This window comes from Actinoplanes sp. NPDC049599, assembly GCF_044465625.1.
Lineage (GTDB): Bacteria > Actinomycetota > Actinomycetes > Mycobacteriales > Micromonosporaceae > Actinoplanes.
This window is the reverse complement of the sequence record NZ_JBITLX010000041.1, coordinates 41,517-61,429: the sequence shown is the minus strand read 5'-3', so window position 1 is coordinate 61,429 and position 19,913 is coordinate 41,517. Positions and strand designations below refer to the sequence as shown.

General features: G+C 72.6%; 17 protein-coding genes. 4 read left to right on the top strand and 13 right to left on the bottom strand.

The features are described 5' to 3' along the window. Positions 1-746 precede the first annotated feature (746 nt). On the bottom strand, positions 747-1,529 hold the full coding sequence (locus ACIBQZ_RS40300) for a DinB family protein (RefSeq protein WP_396094229.1): 783 nt from the start codon (positions 1,527-1,529) through the stop codon (positions 747-749). Between the two features lie 92 nt (positions 1,530-1,621). Here ACIBQZ_RS40300 and ACIBQZ_RS40295 point away from each other — a divergent pair, with 92 nt between their 5' ends. Then, a complete protein-coding gene (locus ACIBQZ_RS40295; protein WP_396094228.1) occupies positions 1,622-2,011 on the top strand; it encodes a PLD nuclease N-terminal domain-containing protein in 390 nt (129 codons plus the stop codon). Positions 2,012-2,051: 40 nt separating this feature from the next. Here the strand turns inward: ACIBQZ_RS40295 and tuf are convergent, their stop codons facing one another. From tuf to ACIBQZ_RS40280, 3 genes are all read right to left on the bottom strand, one after another. Continuing rightward, complete coding sequence (gene tuf, locus ACIBQZ_RS40290; protein ID WP_396094227.1) at positions 2,052-3,239, bottom strand: elongation factor Tu; 1,188 nt, start codon at positions 3,237-3,239, stop codon at positions 2,052-2,054. Between the two features lie 248 nt (positions 3,240-3,487). Then, positions 3,488-4,270, bottom strand: a complete 783-nt coding sequence (locus ACIBQZ_RS40285; RefSeq protein WP_396094226.1) for a L,D-transpeptidase family protein — start codon at positions 4,268-4,270, stop codon at positions 3,488-3,490. 19 nt (positions 4,271-4,289) lie between these two features. Beyond that, positions 4,290-6,224 carry a protein kinase gene (locus tag ACIBQZ_RS40280; protein WP_396094225.1) on the bottom strand — a complete coding sequence of 645 codons (1,935 nt, stop codon included), beginning with the start codon at positions 6,222-6,224 and terminating at the stop codon, positions 4,290-4,292. Positions 6,225-6,673: 449 nt separating this feature from the next. Between ACIBQZ_RS40280 and ACIBQZ_RS40275 the strand changes: the two genes are divergently transcribed. Beyond that, complete coding sequence (locus ACIBQZ_RS40275) at positions 6,674-8,749, top strand: response regulator (protein WP_396094224.1); 2,076 nt, start codon at positions 6,674-6,676, stop codon at positions 8,747-8,749. Here the strand turns inward: ACIBQZ_RS40275 and ACIBQZ_RS40270 are convergent. The 4 genes from ACIBQZ_RS40270 to ACIBQZ_RS40255 form a co-directional block, all read right to left on the bottom strand. Beyond that, positions 8,734-9,708 carry a glycoside hydrolase family 88 protein gene (locus tag ACIBQZ_RS40270; RefSeq protein WP_396094223.1) on the bottom strand — a complete coding sequence of 325 codons (975 nt, stop codon included), beginning with the start codon at positions 9,706-9,708 and terminating at the stop codon, positions 8,734-8,736. The genes ACIBQZ_RS40275 and ACIBQZ_RS40270 overlap by 16 nt on opposite strands. Next, entirely contained in the window at positions 9,705-10,643 is a 939-nt protein-coding gene (locus ACIBQZ_RS40265) for a ribose-phosphate diphosphokinase (protein ID WP_396094222.1), read from the bottom strand. Before ACIBQZ_RS40265 ends, ACIBQZ_RS40270 begins: the two co-directional genes overlap by 4 nt. A 135-nt stretch (positions 10,644-10,778) precedes the next feature. Next, positions 10,779-11,240 (bottom strand): OsmC family protein, encoded by a 462-nt coding sequence (locus tag ACIBQZ_RS40260; protein WP_396094221.1) that lies wholly within the window; start codon positions 11,238-11,240, stop codon positions 10,779-10,781. A 31-nt stretch (positions 11,241-11,271) separates the two neighbouring features. Next, positions 11,272-12,276, bottom strand: coding sequence for a magnesium transporter CorA family protein (locus ACIBQZ_RS40255; RefSeq protein WP_396094231.1), 1,005 nt, complete (start codon positions 12,274-12,276; stop codon positions 11,272-11,274). A gap of 142 nt (positions 12,277-12,418) precedes the next feature. Here ACIBQZ_RS40255 and ACIBQZ_RS40250 point away from each other — a divergent pair, with 142 nt between their 5' ends. After that, a complete protein-coding gene (locus ACIBQZ_RS40250; RefSeq protein ID WP_396094220.1) occupies positions 12,419-13,000 on the top strand; it encodes a CueP family metal-binding protein in 582 nt (193 codons plus the stop codon). A gap of 12 nt (positions 13,001-13,012) precedes the next feature. On the opposite strand, the gene ACIBQZ_RS40245 is transcribed toward ACIBQZ_RS40250, so the two are convergent. Both ACIBQZ_RS40245 and ACIBQZ_RS40240 read right to left on the bottom strand, forming a co-directional pair. Continuing rightward, positions 13,013-13,705: a hypothetical protein gene (locus tag ACIBQZ_RS40245; RefSeq protein ID WP_396094219.1), complete on the bottom strand. Its 693-nt coding sequence runs from the start codon at positions 13,703-13,705 to the stop codon at positions 13,013-13,015. A gap of 47 nt (positions 13,706-13,752) precedes the next feature. Next, the gene (locus ACIBQZ_RS40240; protein ID WP_396094218.1) at positions 13,753-14,304 is read right to left on the bottom strand and encodes a CGNR zinc finger domain-containing protein; all 552 of its coding nucleotides are present in this window, start codon (positions 14,302-14,304) and stop codon (positions 13,753-13,755) included. An 80-nt stretch (positions 14,305-14,384) separates the two neighbouring features. Between ACIBQZ_RS40240 and ACIBQZ_RS40235 the strand changes: the two genes are divergently transcribed. Continuing rightward, complete coding sequence (locus tag ACIBQZ_RS40235) at positions 14,385-15,356, top strand: EamA family transporter (RefSeq protein WP_396094217.1); 972 nt, start codon at positions 14,385-14,387, stop codon at positions 15,354-15,356. 23 nt (positions 15,357-15,379) lie between these two features. Here the strand turns inward: ACIBQZ_RS40235 and ACIBQZ_RS40230 are convergent, their stop codons facing one another. The 3 genes from ACIBQZ_RS40230 to ACIBQZ_RS40220 form a co-directional block, all read right to left on the bottom strand. Further along, positions 15,380-16,924, bottom strand: coding sequence for a serine hydrolase domain-containing protein (locus ACIBQZ_RS40230; protein ID WP_396094216.1), 1,545 nt, complete (start codon positions 16,922-16,924; stop codon positions 15,380-15,382). A gap of 86 nt (positions 16,925-17,010) precedes the next feature. Continuing rightward, positions 17,011-18,273: a zinc-binding dehydrogenase gene (locus ACIBQZ_RS40225; RefSeq protein WP_396094215.1), complete on the bottom strand. Its 1,263-nt coding sequence runs from the start codon at positions 18,271-18,273 to the stop codon at positions 17,011-17,013. A 53-nt stretch (positions 18,274-18,326) separates the two neighbouring features. Next, positions 18,327-19,904, bottom strand: coding sequence for a polysaccharide lyase family 1 protein (locus ACIBQZ_RS40220; RefSeq protein WP_396094214.1), 1,578 nt, complete (start codon positions 19,902-19,904; stop codon positions 18,327-18,329). Between the last annotated feature and the right edge of the window lie 9 nt (positions 19,905-19,913).

The following is a 19,913-nucleotide window of genomic DNA, read 5'->3' as shown; positions in this document are numbered from 1 at the left end:
GGCGACTCCGAAGGGCCAAACCTTCATCTCTCGCACAGCATCAACTCCAGAGCCTGCCTACAAACACAACTCCTTCGCTGTTCAGGGCACAAATGGAGCTACAAGATCCAGGGAGAAGGCGCTTCGGGCGGCCGGCGCTTGTCTCCCGAGACGGCTCTACGCAGGCATCGGCCGGGTCCACGTGGCGGATCTTGGTAAAAAGCGGCCATGGCGGATCGATTTAGCTTTCCAAGATCTGCTCGATCCCGGGGTTTGCCGCAGCGCGGTGGCCGATCATGGGGCGTGGTGCCTCGCTCCTCGCCGGCACGGTGCAAATTGGTCGTGGCCGCGCACCGGTAGGGCGCATGCCGACGACAGCAGCGCGCCATCCGAACAAATGACTCGTGGCGGGCCGGCTGGCAGACAACGCGACCCTCGCGCACCTCGCGGACCACGACTGGCCACCGTGCACCCGGCGACCCACGCCACCACACCGCGCGCCGGTCAGTCACGCACCCGACGGTCACACGTGTGACCGCCACACGAGTCAGCGCCACACGAGTCAGCGCCCCGCAAGTCAGCGCCACACAAGTCAGCGCCACGGGGTGACCGCCCCGCGAGTCAGCGCCACACAAGTCAGCGCCACGGAGTGACCGCCCCGCACTCGGCCGCCGCGCGCTCGGCCGCCGCGCGCTCGGCCGCCACGCACTCGGCCGCCGCGCGCTCGGTGGGCTCGAGTCCTTGTCAGGGTGGCAGGTTCGGGTTTCTCAGCGGGATTCCAGCACTGCCAGGTCCCGGGTGGCGAAGCGGTAGTGGTCGCATTCCTCTTCCAGCACCACCGCCAGGCAGTCCGCGACCCTGCGGTCCTCTTCCGGGTAGCCCGGTGCCGGTAGGCGGGTGCAGGGCCGGCCCAGGTCCGCGTCGGTCAGGTCGGCCAGGATGGCGGCCAGGATCGCCTGGCGGTCGGCTCGGGCTGCCAGGATCTCCTGCCAGGTGGGGGTGGCGTCGGGGTCGATGCCCAGCCTGGTGGCGTCCGTCTGGGCGTAGGCGGTCTGCGGGAGGCCGATGCGGTGGTAGGGCTCCGGCTGGTCCAGGATCGTGCGGCTGGCCCAGGAGTCGGTGATGAAGACCAGGTGGCGCAGGGTTTCCGCGAACGACCATTCGTCCGCCACGCGTTCGTGGCGGGCCGGTTCGGGGAGGCGTTCGGCTCGGGTCAGCGCCTGGGACCAGAGGCCGGCGAGGGTTGTGGCCATCGCGCGGAAGTCCTCGGCGTTGTGCAGCTGCCTCAGCTGGACCCGTTCGGGGTGGCGGCGGTCCAGCTCTGCCGCTACGTAGTCGGTCACGTCGACGCCGTTGACGGTGAGCCGTTCGACGTAGCCGGAGATGTCGACGCCGACGAGCCAGGAGTCGATGACTCGCACCCCGGTCAGGTCGCAGTCGACGAAGCGGGCGCCGGTCAGGTCGGCCACGGCGAACGTCTCGGCGCGGTGCCGGTCGGTGTCCCGGTGGCCGCCCGCCGACCAGCGGTGCGGGCCGAATTGCGCGGTCATCCCGCCATCATGCCGGGATCGGCCGTTCGGGTGGGGGCGGACGGCCAGGACGGGGTCACCCGGGCGGCGATCCTCTGGGAGGATCTCTCGCCATGATCCGGCTCTATTCCCTGTTCGTGCTGATCGACCTGGCACTGGTCGTCATCGCACTGATCGACTGTCTCTCCGCCGAGGAGTTCCAGATCCGGGCCCTGCCCCGGGTCGTCTGGGTATTTCTCATCCTGCTGTTCTCGCCGATCGGCGCGATCGCCTGGTTCGTCGCCGGGCGCCCCGCGCGGGCCGTCAAGCTCAGCAACGGCACCACCTGGCGGCCCGGCAGCGGGTTTCCCGAGGACCAGCGGCCGCGGCGGTCCGGCCCGCTCGCGCCGGACGACGACCCGGAGTTCCTGAAGTCGCTGCGCGCGGACGAGTCCATGATGCGGCGCTGGGAGGCCGACCTGCGCCGCCGCGAGGAGGAGCTCCGCAAGCCGAAGGACGAATAGCGGACGGGGCCACCCCCGTAGGAGTGGCCCCGTCCCGGTTCTAGTCGAGCAGTTCCCGGACCGTGCCGGCGGCGACGGTGTGGCCGCCCTCGCGGACCGCGAAGCCCAGGCCGACGTCCATCGCCACCTCCTTGCCCAGGTGCACGGTCAGGTCGACCGTGTCGCCCGGCAGGACCATCGGCAGGTCACCGAGGTCGATCGCGCCGGACACGTCCGTGGTCCGGAAGTAGAACTGCGGGCGGTAGTTCGCCACGAACGGCGTGTGCCGCCCGCCCTCCTCCTTCGTCAGCGCGTACATGGTCGCCTTGAAGCTCTTGTGCGGGGTGACGCTGCCCGGCAGCGCCACGACCTGCCCGCGCTGCACCTGGTCGCGCTTGATCCCGCGGAGCAGGATCGCCGCGTTGTCGCCGGCCTGCGCGGTCGGCAACGACTTGCCGAAGGTCTCCAGGCCGGTCGCGACCGTGCTGATGGTCTCGCCGAGGCCGACGACCTCAACCGGCTCGCCGACCCGCAGCGTGCCGCGCTCGATCTTGCCGGTGACCACCGTGCCGCGGCCGCTGATGGTGAGCACGTTCTCGATCGGCATCAGGAACGGCTCTCCCAGCTCCCGCTCGGGCACCGGCACGTACGCGTCCACGGCGTCGAGCAGCTCCACGATGGACTGCGTCCAGCGTGGGTCGCCCTCGAGGGCCTTGAGCGCGCTGACGCGCACCACCGGGACCTCGTCGCCGGGGAAGCCGTACTCGGACAGCAGCTCACGCACCTCCAGCTCGACCAGGTCGAGCAGTTCGGTGTCGGCGACCGCGTCGCTCTTGTTGAGCGCCACGACCAGGTACGGCACCCCGACCCGCTGGGCGAGCAGCACGTGCTCACGGGTCTGCGGCATCGCGCCGTCCTGCGCCGACACGACGAGGATCGCGCCGTCCACCTGCGCCGCCCCCGTGATCATGTTCTTCACGTAGTCGGCGTGCCCCGGCATGTCGACGTGCGCGTAGTGCCGGGCGGCGGTCTCGTACTCGACGTGGGAGATGGTGATGGTGATGCCCCGCTGCGCCTCCTCCGGCGACTTGTCGATGCCCTCGAAGGCGACGAACCGGTTGGCGGCCGGGTCGCGGTCGGCGAGGACCTTCGTGATGGCGGCGGTCAGGGTCGTCTTGCCGTGGTCGACGTGACCCATCGTGCCGATGTTCAGGTGTGGCTTGGTCCGGACGAACTGGCTCTTGGCCATGATTGCTCAGTGTCCTCACTGGATGCGAGAAACGGTCGGGTCGGAAGGAGGAACGCGAGCCTTGCCCAGGGACGCGCGCCAGAACCGCGCAGTTACCCTTCCCCGGGTTCTGCCGCTGCTTGGGGAAGGGTCAGATTCGCGTATCGCACGCGGGAGCCACCGGCAGGGTGAACCCTGCGGGCAGCTGCAGACCGGGCGCGAACATGCGGATCACGGTAGGTGGTAACGCCGGAACGGGCGACTCTATTTCATGCCTTGGCGAGGTCGGCCTTCACGGCCATCACGATCCGCGGCCGTTCGTCCGGGTCGAGCCAGGTGAGCACCTTGAGCAGGTCGGCGCGGCGCAGCGAGACGCAGCCGGCCGTCGAGCCGGCGCCGTTGACGTGCAGGAAGATCGCCGAGCCGAGCTTGACGTTGGCCGGCTTGCTGGTGACGTACTGGCTGCGGACGGCGTCCCAGGTGACCGTCGCGGCGGCCGGGCGGTTGAAGTTGACGACCGCCGCGTACTCGTACTGGGTGGGGTAGGCGGCGAGCCGTTCCGCTTCCCCGGTACGCCAGGTGCGCTTGCTGGAGGCCGAGGGCTGGAACATGTTGTACGTCTGCGGGTCCTTGTTGTCGCCGACCCAGTAGTCGTCGGCGTCGGCCAGTTTGTAGCTCATCCGCGTACCCGGGTTGGTCTTCAGGCCGAAGGTCGCCGAGATCCGGAAGGTGCCCGCCGGCGTGGTGCCGGTGTCCTGCACCCGCTTGCCCGCCCAGGCCCAGCCGGCGTAACCGATCCGGGCCGGCATCCCGGAGAACCGCGCCTTCCAGGTCTTGCCGTCCGCGCCGAGCTGGTAGGTGTAGAGCGTCGCGTACGACGACGTCCTGGACACCCCGGACACGACGATCACCTGGCGGGAGTCGGAGAGGTGGGTCAGCTTCGACGGATGGTAGGCCGGCACCACGGCGGCATCCGCGGAGAGCGCCCGCACCACCCCGAGACCGGCCACGACGGCGCCGAGCACGAGCCCGGCCGCGAGCAACCTTCGCATAGTCCGGGGACAATACCGATCACCAGGTGAACTCGTCGCCCCGCGTGACCTTGAGCTGGCTGCGCTGGCCGTTGGCGAAGGTCCACGACATGACCACCTGGTAGCGGTGGCCCCGCGGCGGGCTGACGGTCACCGGCCCGCACGAGCGGGCCGGTGTCGCCTTGCTGAAGACCAGGCCGGCGCAGACCTTCTGGTCGCCGACCGTACGCCCGGTGCCGACGTCCCGCAGGGCCAGCGTGATCCGACCCTCACCCGGGGTGGGTGCGGTCAGCGTGGCGCGCATCCGGACCCGGGTGCCCAGGGCGTGGCAGGGCGTCACCATCAGCGGGGTGTAGCCGGCCAGCCCGAACGTCTCGTGGCAGGCGTCCGGGCCGTACGGCCGGGCCTCGCGGACCGGGGGCCGGGTGCTGCTGGTGCGGGTGGCGGCGGGGCGTACCGGGGTCAGGGCCTGAGCGGCGACCGCCGCGGCCGGGCGCCGGCGCTCGGTGGCCGGCTTGGACGGCGCCGTGGTCTGCGCGACGGGCGCGGACCGGGAGGCGGCGGGTGAGCCGGCGGGCCGGTCCAGCGGCAGCAGCGGCGGCGCGGCTGCGGTGGCCGGCGGATCGCCGGCGGAACGGGCGACGTGCCAGGCCGTGGTGGCCACGCCGGAGGCCAGCATCGCGGCCGAGACCACCGCGATGGTGGCCCAGGGCCGGCCCCATCGCCAGGTCGCGGGCTGGTTGCGCCGGCGCGGGGCGGGAACCCGCATCCCGGCCAGCGAGGGATGCTCCGGCTTGACCAGCGGCGCCGTCCCCGGCTGCCCACCGGACCCCGGCCGATCCGGCGCCACGCCGGGCGACGGCGCTCCGGCCCGCTCCTGCCGATCCGGCTCAGGGTCGGGCGGCGACGGGTCGGGCGACGACGGCACGGGCGACGACGGCACGGGCGACGACGGCACGGGCGACGACGGCACGGGCGACGACGGCACGGGCGACGACGGCACGGGCGACGACGGCACGGCCGGCGACGGCTCGGCCGCATCCTGGCCGGATCGGTCCGGGCGGGACAGGGCCGGGCGGGACAGGGCCGGTGCTTCCGCCGCCGTCCGGGTCACGGCGCTCAGGTCGGCGATCAGCTCGGCGGCCGTCGGGCGCAGCCGGGGCTTCTGCTCCAAGCAGGCCGAGATGATCTCCCACAGCGCGTCCGGGATGCCGGGCAGCCGCTCGGGGTTGCCCGCCAGGTGCAGGCGCATGAGGTCGTGGACGGTGTCGCTGTCGTACGGTGGCCGCCCGCAGACCATCTCGTAGAGCAGCACCCCGAGCGCGTACATGTCGGCTGCCGGGCTCACCGTGGAGCTCTGGAACGCCTCGGGCGCCATGTAGTGCGGGGTGCCCACGACCGCGTTGGAGGTCGTGAGGCTGGGGGTGGAGAGCACCCGGGCGATGCCGAAGTCGGTGAGCCGGGTGTCGAGCCGGCCGTCCGCGCGGTGCAGCAGGATGTTGTCGGGTTTCAGGTCGCGGTGGATGATGCCCAGCTCGTGCGCCTCGGCCAGGGCCGCCGCGACCTGGGCGGCGAGCCGGGCCGCCTCGCCCGGTGCGAGCGTGTGGTTGTCCCGCAGGTACTCGCGCAGGCTCCCGCCGGGCACCAGGTCCATCACCAGGGCCAGCGACTCCCCCACGCTGAACAGGTCCCGGACCCGCACCACGTTGCGGTGCCGCAGCATCAGCAGGATCGTGCGCTCCTGGACGAACCGGGTGACCAGCTTGGGCTGCCGCAGCAGGCTCCCGTGCAGCAGCTTGACCGCGACCGGCTCACCCGACGACCGGTCGACGCCGCGCCAGACCGTGCCCGTCGCGCCCTGCCCGATAGGCCGGACGAGCAGGTACGAACTGCCGACGCAGCGCCCGCTCAGATCGAGGGTCGACGCGCCGTCGGAATCCGGGCGTAAGCCGCCGCCCGTGGGATCCTGGTCCACCAATGGTCGTGTCCTTCCGGCCGCTGCGGCGCTTCGCCCACCGCTGGGTGCTCTGCCAACCTTCGCCAAACGCCAGCCTTCGCCAAACCGAGCGGAATGATGCTGTTTGTCCGGATCAATAGGCAAGCCGCGACGTCGGAGTTCGCAGCTGAGGCAGGAGTGCGGCGCTACCCGTCACCGCCGCCCGGCCTTGTCGTTCCCGCAGGCCGATGCCCCTTGAGCAGCGAAAACGTCACCGCGGTGGGGCCGGAGGAGGACTTCGACCGGATCGCCCGCGCCGAGCGGGCGCTCGGCCCCGCCGTCCGTGCCCGGTGTACGCGATCGGCGACCTCGTCCTCAAGCCTGGTTCGCGGCGGAACAGGTGTGACGGGAGGGATCACCCTCGGCCGGACGGTTTGTTTGCCGGGAAACGGCCACGACGCCTCGCGGGATTGCAGATAGTGAACGACATGGGTGTCATGGCTTATCCCCTCCGATACGCGCTGGCCGACCTGGCCCTGGCGCTCAGCCGCGCATCCCAGGATGCGTCGACGGTCCGTGCCACCGCCGCGCAGGCCGCCGCGGACATGCTCGGCGACGGCGCCGGGGTCCAGCTGCTGCGCGACGACGGCCGGTACGACCCGATCACGTTCCACCACCCCGACGACGAGCTGACCCGGCCGTACGCCCGGCTGCTCGACCGGGACGGTGAGCAGCCGGACGACGAGTTCTCCACCGGGCTGGCCGCCAGCCGCCGGCCGGTGGTCCTGGCCGGCGAGGGCGACGAGCCGCTCACCGAGCTGCCCCGGCCGCGGCACCAGGCGTACGTGGACCCGGGCGGCCACCGCCCCGAGGTGCACGCCGCCGTGCTGTGCCCGGTGATCGTGGACAACACGTACGCCGGTTACCTGATCCTGATCCGGGCGACCCCGGGCTCGGTCTACACCGACGCCGAGGTGGAGCTGGCCCGGGACATCGCGGGTGAGCTGTCGCTGGCGCTGTCCTCGACCCGCGCGCAGGAGCGGCTGCGCGCCAGCGAGGAGCGCTACCGCCGGGTGCTGGAGACCATTCCCGAGGGTGTGCTGCAGCTCGACGCCGACGGCGTGGCGACCTACGCCAACGAGCCGATCGGCGTGGTGCTCGGCCTGCCCCGCGCCCAGCTCATCGGGGTGTCACTGCGCGGCTTCCTGGACGAGCACGGCCAGGCCGAACTGATGCGCCGGCTGATCGAGTGCCGGGCCGGGCGCTCCACGGTCGGCGGCGCCCGGCTGATGCGCGCGGACGGCTCGCAGCGCAGCGTCCGGATGAGCATGATGCCGCTGGCCGACGAGCACGGCGCGCACGGCCGGGTGCTCTGCATGATCACCGACACCACCGACCACATCGACGCCCGCGGGCTCAAGCGCCAGCTCGACCACCTGCGCCGGCTGGACAGCATGAGCCAGCTGATCGGCGGCATCTCGCACGACTTCAACAACCTGATGACCGTGGTCCAGGGCTCCGCCGACATGATCGCGACGACCACGGCCGAGGGCTCGCCGCAGCACCAGATGGCCAAGGACATCATGGACGCGGTCAGCACCGGGCGCACGCTCACCCATCAGCTGCTGGCGTTCGGGCGCACCGAGGGGAACCGGCCGGAGGTCATCCCGATCCCGGACCTGCTCACCGACGTGCAGAGCCTGTTCAGCCGTACGCTGGGCGAGCGGATCGGCCTGGACCTGGCGTTCGGGCCGGACATCTGGCCGGTCCGGGCCGAGCGCGGGCCGCTGGAGCAGGCCCTGGTCAACCTGGCCGCGAACGCCCGGGACGCGATGCTGCACGGCGGCATGCTGCGGGTGGCGGCCACCAACGAGGTGGTGGAGCCGGGCCAGCTGGCCGAGGGCGCGCCGACCGGCCGGCTGGTGCACATGGTCATCCAGGACACCGGCACCGGCATGAGCGACGAGACCCGCCGGCGGGCGCTGGAGCCGTTCTTCACCACCCGGCCCACCGCGGCCGGGCTGGGGCTGGCCACCGCCGCGGGCGTCGTGCAGGGCATCGGCGGGCACATCTCGCTGGAGTCGCAGCCGCGGATGGGCACCACCGTGCACCTGTACCTGCCGGCCGCCGAGGAGCGCACCGGACCCGCGGTGGACCGGCAGAGCACCCCGTCGGTGATCGGCCGGGTGCTGATCGTCGAGGACCAGCCGGAGGTGGCGCAGCTCGTGCAACGGCTGATCGCGCCGGCCGGCTACGAGATCACGGTGGCCACCGACGCGCTGACGGCGGTCACCCAGGTGGCCGCGGGCGCCCACCCGGACCTGCTGATCACCGACGTGGTGATGCCGGCGATGACCGGCCCGGAGCTGGCCGCGGCGCTGCGCACCCACCACCCGGACCTGCCGGTGCTCTACATGTCCGGTTACACCGCGGCGTCGCTCGGCCCGCAGCTGCACCTGGACGCGAACAGCCTGCTGGTGGAGAAGCCGTTCACCCGGTCGACCCTGCTGGGCGCGATCCGCTCGCTCTGCGGACCGCAGCCGGTGCCTCAGTCCGGGAGCTGACCGGCCCGCGTCCGCGCCTCCGCGACGTCGGACGGGAGTGCAGAGCGGGCGCGGGCGGCGAGCAGATGGAAAGCCTGGGCCTCCGCGGACGTACCGGGCCGGTCGAAGCGCGGGGAGCCGCACGCGCCGCGGACGACACCGAACCGGTCGACCTCGCGGCTCGCCGCGGCCAGCAGGTCCCGGCCGACCTTCGCGTAGGAGCCCGGCAGCCAGCCGTCGGCCGCGCCCACCGACGCCGCGTAGGAGAACATCTGCGCCGCGTTCGTCTCCCGGAACGTCGCCGGGTCGTCCAGCACGTCGTGGAACAGCCCGTCCGGCCGGCGCAGCGCCAGGCAGGCGTCCAGCACCTCGCGGGCGTGGGCGGCCAGCCCGGCCCGCCCCGGGAAGCCGGGCACCAGGCGCAGCGTCCGCGCTATCGCCGCCACCACCCAGCCGTTGCCGCCACCCCAGTGCTCGGCCCGGCGCAGCGAGCCGGTCTCCTCCGACCAGATCGCCGCGTACAGGCCGTCGGCGCAGAGCCGGCGGCGGTGCCCGTCCAGCTGGGCCTGGGCCAGGTCGGCGCGGCCCGACAGGGCCAGGAACGGCACCACCATGTAGACCGTGTCGGCCCAGACCTCGCGGCCGCCGAGCAGGTGGAACAGCGTGCCGTCGCCGGCCCGGGGTGCGTCGTCGGCGAGCCAGGCGAGCTGCCGCCGGGCCGCGTCGGCAAAAACCGCATTCCCGGTACGCCGGTACGCCGCCAGCACCGCCTCCCCGCACGCGGCCCCGTTCACCGCGCCCGGCTCGGCCACGTCGGCCAGCCGCCCGTCCGCCGCCTGCCGGGTCACCGCCGCCTCGGCCAGCAGCAGCGCGAGGTCTTCGCGGCCCAGATCCAGCGCGGCCTGCGCGGCGACGCCCTGCTCCCACGACTGCCTCTGCACGGCCAGCAGCGCGGTCAGCACGGCGTCCAGCGATGTCATGCGAACAGCGCGCTGACCGACTCGCCGTTGTGGATGCGGCGCATCGCCTCGGCGAGCGCGGGCGCTACCGAGAGCACGGTCAGCTTGTCGGTGTGGTGGTCCTTCGGGATCGGCACCGTGTTGGTGCAGACGATCTCCTCGATGTCCTTCTCGGCCGACAGCCGGGCCACCGCGTCCGCGGCGAACAGCCCGTGCGTGCAGGCCACCCGGACGCTGCGGACGTGCCGCTCGCGCAGCCGGGCGAGCAGCTCGAAGACGGTGCTGCCCTTGGCGATCTCGTCGTCCAGCACGATCACGTCGCGGTCGGCCACCTCGCCGATCACCGAGCTGATCACCACCTTGTCGTCGGCAAAGCGCTGCTTGGCGCCGGCCGCGACCTCGATGCCGAGCAGCCGGGCGAACGCCGCGGCCTCCTTGGCGTTGCCCAGGTCCGGCGAGACCACCACGGTGTTGCTCAGGTCGTAGCCACGGAAGTGGTGCGCCAGCTCGCGGAGCGCGTGCAGGTGGTCGACCGGGACGCTGAAGAAGCCGTGCACCTGCGGCGAGTGCAGCGTCATGGCGAGGATCCGGTGCGCCCCCGCGGTCTGCAACAGGTCCGCGACCAGCCGGCCGCCGATCGAGATGCGCGGCGCGTCCTTCTTGTCGCTGCGGGCGTACGCGTAGTGCGGCAGCACCACGGTGATCCGCCCGGCCGACGCCCCGCGCGCCGCGTCGAGCATGAACAGCAGCTCGACCAGGTTCTCCTGCACCGGCGGCACCAGCGGCTGGATCAGGAACACGTCTCGTTCCCGGCAGTTGCCCTGCAGCTGCACCTCGATGCAATCGTTGGCGAACCGGGAGGTCTTGGTGGGAAGCAACGGGACGCCCAGGTGATCACAGATCTCGGCTGCCAGTTCCGGGTGGGCACTCCCGGTGAAAACCGCGATGTCACGCACGGGCACCACCCTAAGGGCAGCGCCGCCGACACCGGTGGGCGACCGGCCCGCCGCGCGGCCGGGTACCTCGGACGAGCGGATCTCGCCGGCTCGGCCAGTGGGAACCCGGTCGTCACCTTCTGACCGGCGGCGGGTTCAGGTGGCGGTCCGGATCGTGGGTTTGAGGGTCACTGTCGAGTTCAGGGAGTTGGCGATGTAGCACTCCTCGTGGGCCTGCCCGACCAGCGTGAGCACCAGCGCTTCGTCGGTGCCGGGGGCGACCTCGATCACCGGCGCCAGCTCGATCAGCTCGATCCGGGCGCGGCGCAAGTCCTCGCTGAGGTGGCCCACCGCGTTGTCGGTGTAGCGCACGACGTTCACGTGCCGGCGCGCCGCCAGCGACAGGAACGACAGCAGCTGGCAGGAGCTGGCCGCCAGCACCACCAGCTGCTCCGGGTTCAGCAGGGTGGCGTCGCCCCGGAAGTGCGGGTCGGCGCTGAGGTGCAGGGCCGCCTCGGCCGGTGGTGCGGTTGCCGCGTGGCTCCGGGGGTACGACCGGTAGCCCTCCCCCGTCGAGCCGTGCCACTCCAGGCGGGCCTGGTGCGTCAGTCTCTGCATGGCCTCAGCGAAGCAGACCACCGCGGTGATGTCACAACCAGCCGCGCCGCTTGAGATAGACGTACAGCCCGGTCGCCGAGACCAGGATCATGGCCAGGCTCAGCAGGAAGCCCCAGAACTTCTCGTAACCCCAGTACGGCACGTTCTGCCCGAAGAAGCCGGTCAGCGCCGTGGGCACGGCGATGATCGCGGCCCAGGCGGCGAGCTTGCGGGTCACGTCGTTCAGGGCGTTGCTCTGCTCGTTGAGGTCCGCGTCGAGCAGGCTGTTGATCCGGTCGCGGGCGTGGTCGATGGTGTCGAGCGTGCGCCGGGCGTGGTCGTCGATGTCCCGGTAGTACGGCGCGAGATGCTCGTCGACCAGGGCGGTGTCGGCGTGCATGACGTCGGCGAGGAGCCCGGCCATCGGCGCGGCCGGGCGGCGCAGTGCGGCCAGCGTCTTGCGCAGGTTGAAGCCGTACAGCCGGACCGCGCGGGGCGCGCCGCCCTCCTCGAGCATCTCGTCCTCGGTCTTGTCCATCGCCTCGTCGAGCCGGCGGGCCGCCGCGAACTGCCCGTCCACGATGACGTCGAGCAGGCCGTAGACCAGGAAGCCGATCCCGGCGTCCGGGGCGAGCCCGGCGTCGGCGTCCCAGCGCGCGATGAGCTTGGCGGTATCGCCCGCCGACTTGCGGACGGTGATCAGCGCCCGCTCGGTGATGAACACGCTGATCTCGGTCTTGCGCAGCTGCGGCCCGGGCGCGTCGAGGTCGACCTCGACGTCGTAGACGTTGAGGAACAGGTGCCCGGGATAGCGGTCGAGCTTGGGCCGCTGGTGGTCGTGGACGGCGTCCTCGACGGCGAGCGGGTGCAGCCCGAACTCGGCGGCGACGGCCTTGAGGTCGTCCAGGTCGGGGTCGAAGAGGTCCAGCCAGAGCACCGCCCGGGGGTGCGCCCGCAGCTTGTCGGTGATCTCGTGCGGGTCGAAGCCCTCGGCCACCACCTGGCCGGCCTCGTAGAGCCGGGTGTGGGTGGGGCAGGTCGGCGCCGGTGTGTCCATCACAAGGGACCACTATGCCCCGCGCCGCGACTGCCCGAACAAAGGGGACTTTCGACCCGACCCAAACGCGTTCCGGTGCCGGATGCTGCCTATCGGGCCGCCCCGCCACTCCGACCGGCGAGGCCACGCGAAGGGAACGATCATGAGAAGGCTGGCCGCCGCGGCAGCACTGTCCGCACTCCTGCTGACCGGTTGCGCGAACAGCACCACCCCGCAGCCGGTCGCCTCGGCCAGCTCGACGGCCGGGCAGGCGCTGCTGGCCAGGTACGGCCTCGACAACAAGACCACCGTCGAGATCATCGACCGGCTCGACCGGCTGGGCGGCACCGATCGGCCGGCCGACCTGAAGGCCTCGGTGCGCCGGGACGCCCTGATCGTCACCGGTGGCACCCAGGAATTCAGCCTCGCCATCCCCAACGACCGTTTCTACCTGTCCGTCGCCCCGTACGTCGACAAGACGCACGAGTGCTTCTATCACTCGCTGACCACCTGCAAGGGTGAGCTGGGCGGCAAGGACATCCAGGTCACGATCGTCGACAAGACGCACGACCGGGTGCTGGTCGACGAGCAGCGGACGGTCTTCGCCAACGGCTTCACCGGGTTCTGGCTGCCCCGCGACATCAAGGGCACCCTGCGTGTCTCGTCCGGCGGCAAGGTGGCCGAGACGGCGTTCACCACCGACAAGGATGCGCCGACCTGCCTCACCACCCTGCGCCTCAGCTGAGGCCCGGCGTCATCAGCGGGCGAACGTCTCGTACTCGGCGACCCGGGGCGTGCCGTCCGCGCCACGGATCACAAACGTGATCTTCCGCAGCGAGACCGGCGTGAACGTGATCGTCCCGGCCCCGCTGCCGGCGGCCAGCACCGCGTTGGTGTCGTGGTTGCGCACCTGCCAGGCCCCGATCCGGCCGCCGCCGGGCGCCTCCCGGATCCGGATCCGGGACACCGTGACCGGCACCGGCCACTTGATCGAGACCTCCCCGGTCACCCCGACCGGGGACCAGAAGGTGCTCAGGCTGCCGTCGCGGACGTCCTTGAAGCTCCGGCCCTCCGCCTTGGTCGACCCGTCGGCCTCCCCGTCGCCGCGCAGGCTGAGGTTGGGCGCGGCCGGCGGCGGCGTCGTCGGGCGGGTCGTCGGAGCCGGTGGGCGGGTCGTGGGGCGGCGGGTCGCGGGCGGGCGCGTCCCGGTGGCGCTCGCCGGGGCAGTGGACTGCGGGGAGATCGGCAGGACGGACGGATCGGCCGGCTCGGCGGGGAAGGTCGCCGGCTCGGCCGCCGACGGTGGTGACCACGGCTCGGCGAAGGCCAGCGGCGGCGGCTCCCGGTCGGGCCGCAGGGCCAGCACGGTCAACCCGATCAGCAGGACGCTGCCGGCGACGGCGGCGATCAGCGTCCATCGGGCTCGCGCGGAGGCCTGCCAGATCATCACGGGGCGCCAGCGTAGCGGTACCGAGGGCTGCCCGACAGGGGGAAGGGTCACCGGCGAGCGGCGCGCTCCCGATACGCGATCATGTTCATCCGGTTGCCGCAGCGCACGCTGCAGAACCGCTTGAGCCCGTTGCGGGACAGGTCGAGCAGCAGGCCGGCGCAGTCGTCGGCCGCGCACACCCGCAGCCGGCGCATCTCGTTCATCCGGATCACGTCGATGAACGCCAGCGCCGCCTCCACCCGGATCCGTTCGGCCAGCGGGGCCTCCGGCGCGGTCGCGTGCAGGTGCCAGTCCAGCCCGTCGTGCCGCACCAGGTACGGCAGCGCGCCGGCGTCGCGCAGCATCCCGTTGACCGACTCCACGGCGGCGTCCCGGTCCAGGGTCCACACCCGGCGCAGCAGGTCGCGGGCCCGCCGCACCTCCCGCAGCTCGGCCTCGTCGTGGTCAAAACGCCCGGAGTAGGAGAACCGGACCAGCAGGGCGGAGAGCTGCTCGACGGTCACGAGCTCGTCCTCGCCGCTGCGGGAGGCGCCGGCCTCGGTGTTGCCGAGGGCGACGACGAAGGCCAGCGACTCCTCCGTGTCAGGGGCAAAAAGCAAGTTGACTCCTCACTCGGACCGCCCTAGCGTCAGGGTCGTCAGCCAATTTAGCCCATGACGTAGCCGGACCGGGGAGTGCCATGAAGTCGTCGTCGAGGTCCACCGGACTGATCGCCGCGCTGATCTCCTGCGTCTCGTTCGGCACCTCCGGCGCGTTCGTCAAGCCGCTGCTGGAGGCGGGCTGGTCCCCGGCCGCGGCGGTCACCGCCCGCGCCCTCACCGCCGGGGCTGTGCTGCTGCCGTTCGTGCTGGTCGCGCTCCGCGGCCGGTGGGCGTCACTGTGGCGGGCGCGGTGGCGGGTCCTCGGCATGGGGCTGATCGGGGTGGCGTTCACCCAGGCCGCCTACTTCGCCGCCATCCGGCGCATCCCGGTGTCGACGGCCCTGCTCATCGAATACCTGGCGCCCCTGCTGCTGGTCGGGTTCGCCTGGGCGACCACCCGGCGGGCGCCCCGGGCCACGGTGCTGCTGGGCTCCGTGCTCGCGGTCGGCGGCCTGGTGCTGGTGATCGGGCCCGGCGCGCTGCAGGCCGTCGACCCGGTCGGGCTGGCGCTGGCGTTCAGCGCCGCGATCGGCTGCGCGCTGTACTTCGTGATCGCCGCCCGCCCCGCCGACGACCTGCCGCCGGTCGCGCTGGCCGGCGCCGGGCTGCTGCTGGCCGGCATGGTGCTCGCGCTGGTCGGCGCCGCCGGCCTGCTGCCGTTCACCGTTGTCCTCGGTGACGTGCCGCTGTTCGGCTCGCCGTTGCCGTGGTGGGTCCCGCTGCTCGTGGTCGCGGTCATCGGCACGGCGGTGGCGTACGCGACCGGGATCACCGCGTCGGCCGTGCTCGGCTCGCGGCTGGCCTCGTTCATCGGGCTGCTCGAGGTGGTCTCGGCGTCGCTGTTCGCCTGGCTGCTGCTGGGCGAGAAGCTGACGCCGCTGCAGTTCGCGGGCGGGGCGCTGATCCTGGGCGGGATCGCGGCGGTCCGCAGCGAGCGCCCGGCGGTGCCGGACAGGTCGGCGATCGAGGCGCCGCCGGCCCGCGAGCCGCTCCCCGCCCCGCTGTCGTAGCCGGGCGGGGCGGCCGGGACCCGTCAGGAGACGGCGGGGTACGGCAGGGTGGCCGGGCGCAGCGGGAGCCGCGTGCCGGTGGCGCCCAGCGTCGTCGCGGCGTTGCGGCGGTACAGCCGCCCACCGAACCGGAGCCAGGCGACGCTGCCGTCCGAGCCGCGCACGAAGTTCGCGCGGGAGTGCGTGTCCGCGCCGCTCGGCTCCAGCGCCAGCACGTAGTCCCGGCGGTAGAAGCCCAGCCGCAGCCCCTCCACGCCGCCCACCCGCGCGCTGAGCTGCCCGTCGTCGGCGACCAGGTCCACGCCGAACACGTCCGAGGTGCCGTCGAAGCCGATCTGCTCAGCGGTGTAGTGGCCGGTGTAGGCGGCGAGCGCGGCGTCGGACAGCGCGCGCGGCACGGCCGGCAGGTTCCGCACCCCGGCGAAGCGGCGCAGCGCCCAGTCGTCGGCGAACAATTCGGCGGTGAGCCCCGGCCCGCCCTCGGAGTTGGTCAGCACGGTGAGCGCGAAGCCGCGCTCGGGCACCATCAGGAACCCGGAGTGCTGCCCGGCCCAGTCGCCGCCGTGCTGCACGACCTCCGGGCCCTCGGCGGTGGGGCGCAGCAGCCAGGTCACGCCGACCCCGTCCAGCTCGACGAAGAGGGTGCCGCCCGGACCCGGGTGCGACTGCATCGCCCGCAGCGAGCGCGGGGTGAGCAGCCGTCGGCCGCCGCCAGGCACCCGGCCGTCGCCGAGGTGGAAGCGGGCCCAGCGCAGCTGGTCGCGGGCGCTGGAGATCAGGCCGCCGGCCGGGTGCACGCCGCGCGGCATGGCCAGCAGCTCCGGCAGCGCGATCGGCGCGCCGGTCTCGTCGTTGGCGTGCGGCACGGCGAGCACGGCGCCGGGCATCTGGTCCAGGAAGAACCCGCTGTGCCGCAGCCCGAGCGGGCCGGTGACCAGCGCGTGCAGGGCCTGCTCGTACGTCGTGCCGGTGGCCACCTCGATCAGCCGGCCGGCCAGCGAGATCGCCGCGTTGTTGTACGCGAACACCGCGCCCGGCGGGGTGAGCTGGGGCAGCCGGGACATCCCCGCGACGTACCGGGCCAGGGCGGCGTCGTCGGCGCCGGTGTCCAGGAAGAAGTCACCGAGCCAGCCGGCGCTGTGGTTGAGGACCTGCCGCACGGTGACCCGGTCCGAGGCCGCGGGGTCGGCGGTGCGGAAATCCGGCAGGTAGCGGCGGACGGTGCGGTCCAGGTCCAGCCGGCCGCGCTCGACCAGCCGCATCACCGCGGTGCCGGTGAAGGTCTTGGTGGTGGAGGCGACCCGGAAGACGGTGTCGCCGTCCACCGGCCGCGGGTCGTCGACGCTGGTCACGCCGAAGCCGCGGACGTACTCGGTGCCGCGGTGCAGCAGGCCGACGGCCACGCCCGGGATGCCGTACTTCGCCATCCCGGCGCGGATCTTGTCCTCCAGCTCCCGCAGGGCGGACGGGGCCCGGCCGGCGCCGGCCGCGGGGGCACCGATCGCCGTCCCGGCCACCACCGCGGCGGTGGCGCTCAGCAGCGTCCGGCGGGACATCGTCTGGGACATCGGCCTGACCCCCTGTCGTCCGCGCGCCCACGGTGGCGCACCGGCACTCCACAGTATTCAGACGGGCCGATGCCGGGCTGCCGGATCTAGGACACCAGCGGGATGCCCGGATCGGGGCGGAGCGCGACCTTGACGGCGCCCGCCCGCGGCCCGGCCGACGCGGTGCGCAGCGCGGTCCGCCAGTCGTCCAGCCCGAACGTCTGGGTCACCAGCCCGTCGACCACATAGGACGGATCAGCCAACCACTCCACCACCTGCGCCATGGTGGTCCGCCCACCCAGCGCGGCCTCCGGGCCCGAGTTGACGGTGCCCTGCACGGTCAGCTGGCGGTTCCACACCAGCGACCAGTCGACCGGCTGCTTGCCGGCGCCGCCGACCAGCACCAGCATGCCGGTGGGGCGGAGCAGGTGCAGGCCGAGGTCGAGCGACTGCGGCAGGGCGACGCAGTCGAAGACGACGTCCACGCCCTGCTCCAGGACGGGGATCCGGGTCAGGCGCGGCCGGATCACCCGGCCGCCGTGCAGCTCGGCGAGCGCCTCGACGACGTGCGGGCCCGGCGCCAGCGCGCGGTCGGCACCCACCCGTACGGCGTGCGCCTGGCTGAACGCGCCCGGGCCGACGGCGGTGATGTCGAGGTCGGGGTGCAGCCGGCGCAGGGCCGCGATCAGGAGCAGGCCGATGGTGCCCGGACCCACGACCACCGCCCGGTCGCCGCGGCGCTTCCAGTGCAGCGCCGCGTGCAGGGCGATGGAGGCGGGTTCGGCCAGCACCGCGCGGTGCGACGGGATCGCGCCGACCGGGTGCAGCTGGGTCTGGTGTGCGACCACGTACTGGCTCCAGCCGCCGCCCAGCGTCGCGTCGAAGCCCAGCGTGGAGGAGTGGCACCGGGTCACCCCGGGCTGGTCGAAGCGCTCGCACACGTACGGGAATCCCTCGCGGCAGGACCGGCAGGGCGCGAACCCGCGATGCGCGCAGGACAGCACCGGGTCGATCGTCACCCGGTCGCCGGGCGACACGGCGGTGACGCCGGGGCCGGCCCGGTCCACCACAGCGACGATCTCGTGGCCGAAGATCTGCCGGCGCGCGGCGTAGAAGGCGCTGAGCACCAGCGCGGTCTTGGCGTGCGCGACGGCGGTGTCGCTGCCGCAGATGCCGGACAGCTCGGGGCGCAGCCGGACCCAGCCGGGCGCCTCCGGCAGCTCCGGCACCGGCAGGTCGTCGCGCAGCGAGATCATGCCCGACGATCCCCAGCCTGCGCCCTTGCCGAGGCCGCCGGGCAGGCGCTGGGCGGCCGCGGTGGCCAGATACCGCGGGACGGACAGGTCGGTGAGGACACCTCGCATGGTCATCCCCCAGGACCGTACGGGAGGAGCCGTCGCGCGGACAGCCCCTCCCGCCGGCGCTACGCGGCGTAGGTCTCGAACTCCGCGACCTTGGGGGTGGCGGTCGAGCTGGTGATCCGGAACGTGATCTTGGTGAGCGACGTCGTGGCGAAGCTGATGACCCGCGCGCCGCTGCCGGAGGCCAGGACGGTCCCGGTGCCGTGGTTGATGACCTGCCAGGCGCCGATGCTGCCCGCGGAGCCGGCGGCCTCGCGGATATTGATCCGGGAGACCGCGGTCGCCGAACCCCACTTGATCGAGATGTCACCGGTGGCGCCGGCCGGCGACCAGTACGTGCTCAGGTCGCCGTCGCGGACGTTGCCGTACCCGGTGCCGCTGGCCTTGCTGGAGCCGTCGGAGCCGGCGCCGATGCTCAGGTTCGTGCCGGAGGGCTGCGTCGGCGTGGGCGTCGGCGTGCCGGTGGGGCTGACCGTCGGGCTCACGGTCGGGCTGACCGTCGGGCTGACGGTCGGGCTCACCGTGGGGCTGGTCGGCGTGCAGTTGCCGTTCGACACCTGCAGGCCCTTGTTGGCCCCGGCCGTCTGGGCGACGATCGCCGGCACGCAGCTCGCCCCGTCCAGGCTGTACGCGTACGGGATGCTCACGGTGGTGTTGGACACCGGGTCGGGCCCGGCGGGGTTGTTGTCGGTGCCCGGCGCCGACCACGTCACGTTGTCGAAGATGTTGCCGCTGACCTGCCAGAAGCCGGCCTCGCTGGTGTAGAACGTGCCGAGCACGTCCTTGGAGTTCCGGAAGTAGTTGTTGTCCACTTTGGCGCGCGCCCCGGCCCGGGAGTTGATGCCGGACTCGTTGAGGCTCACGTACGAGTTGTTGTAGATGTGCGCGATGCCGCCCCGCAGCAGCGGCGTGCGGGAGTCGAGGTTCTCGTACAGGTTGTGGTGGAACGTGACGAAGCCGTTCGTCCGGTCGCTCTCGCTGGAGCCGATGAGGCCGCCGCGGCCGGAGTTGCGCAGCGTGCTGTAGGACAGCGTCACGTACTGGACGTTGTCCTTCATGTCGAACAGCCCGTCGAAACCTTCCGACTCCCCGCCGGAGGCCTCCAGGTTGACGTGGTCGACCCAGACGTTGCGGACGGTGCTCTCCATGCCGATGGCGTCACCGCCGTTGGAGGTGGGTGAGCCCGACTTCTTGACGTTCCGGACGGTCACGTTCTGGATGATGATGTTGCTGGACTCGCGGATGTGGATGCCCAGCTGGTCGAAGACCGCACCGCTGCCGACCCCGACGATGGTGACGTTGCTGATCTGCTTGAGCTCGATCACCCCGGCCGCGGTGTTGCAGCTGTCGCCCGACACCTTGGCGGTGTTGCCGTGGTTGATGGTCCCCTGCACCTCGATGATGATCGGGGTGCTGCTGCTGGCCCGGCCGCACAGCGCGGTGTGGATCGCCGTCCCGGTGGTGGCCCGCACCGTCTGACCGCCCGCGCCGCCGGTGGTGCCGCCGTTCTGGGTCGCGTAGCCGGTGACGCCGCCGACCGCTGCCGACGCCTGCGTCATCGGCAGCGCCACCACGATCGCGGCGCCGGCCGCCACGGTGGCCGCCGCCGCGGAGAGCCGCACTGCAGCTGTTCTTCTCATCCTCGCCTC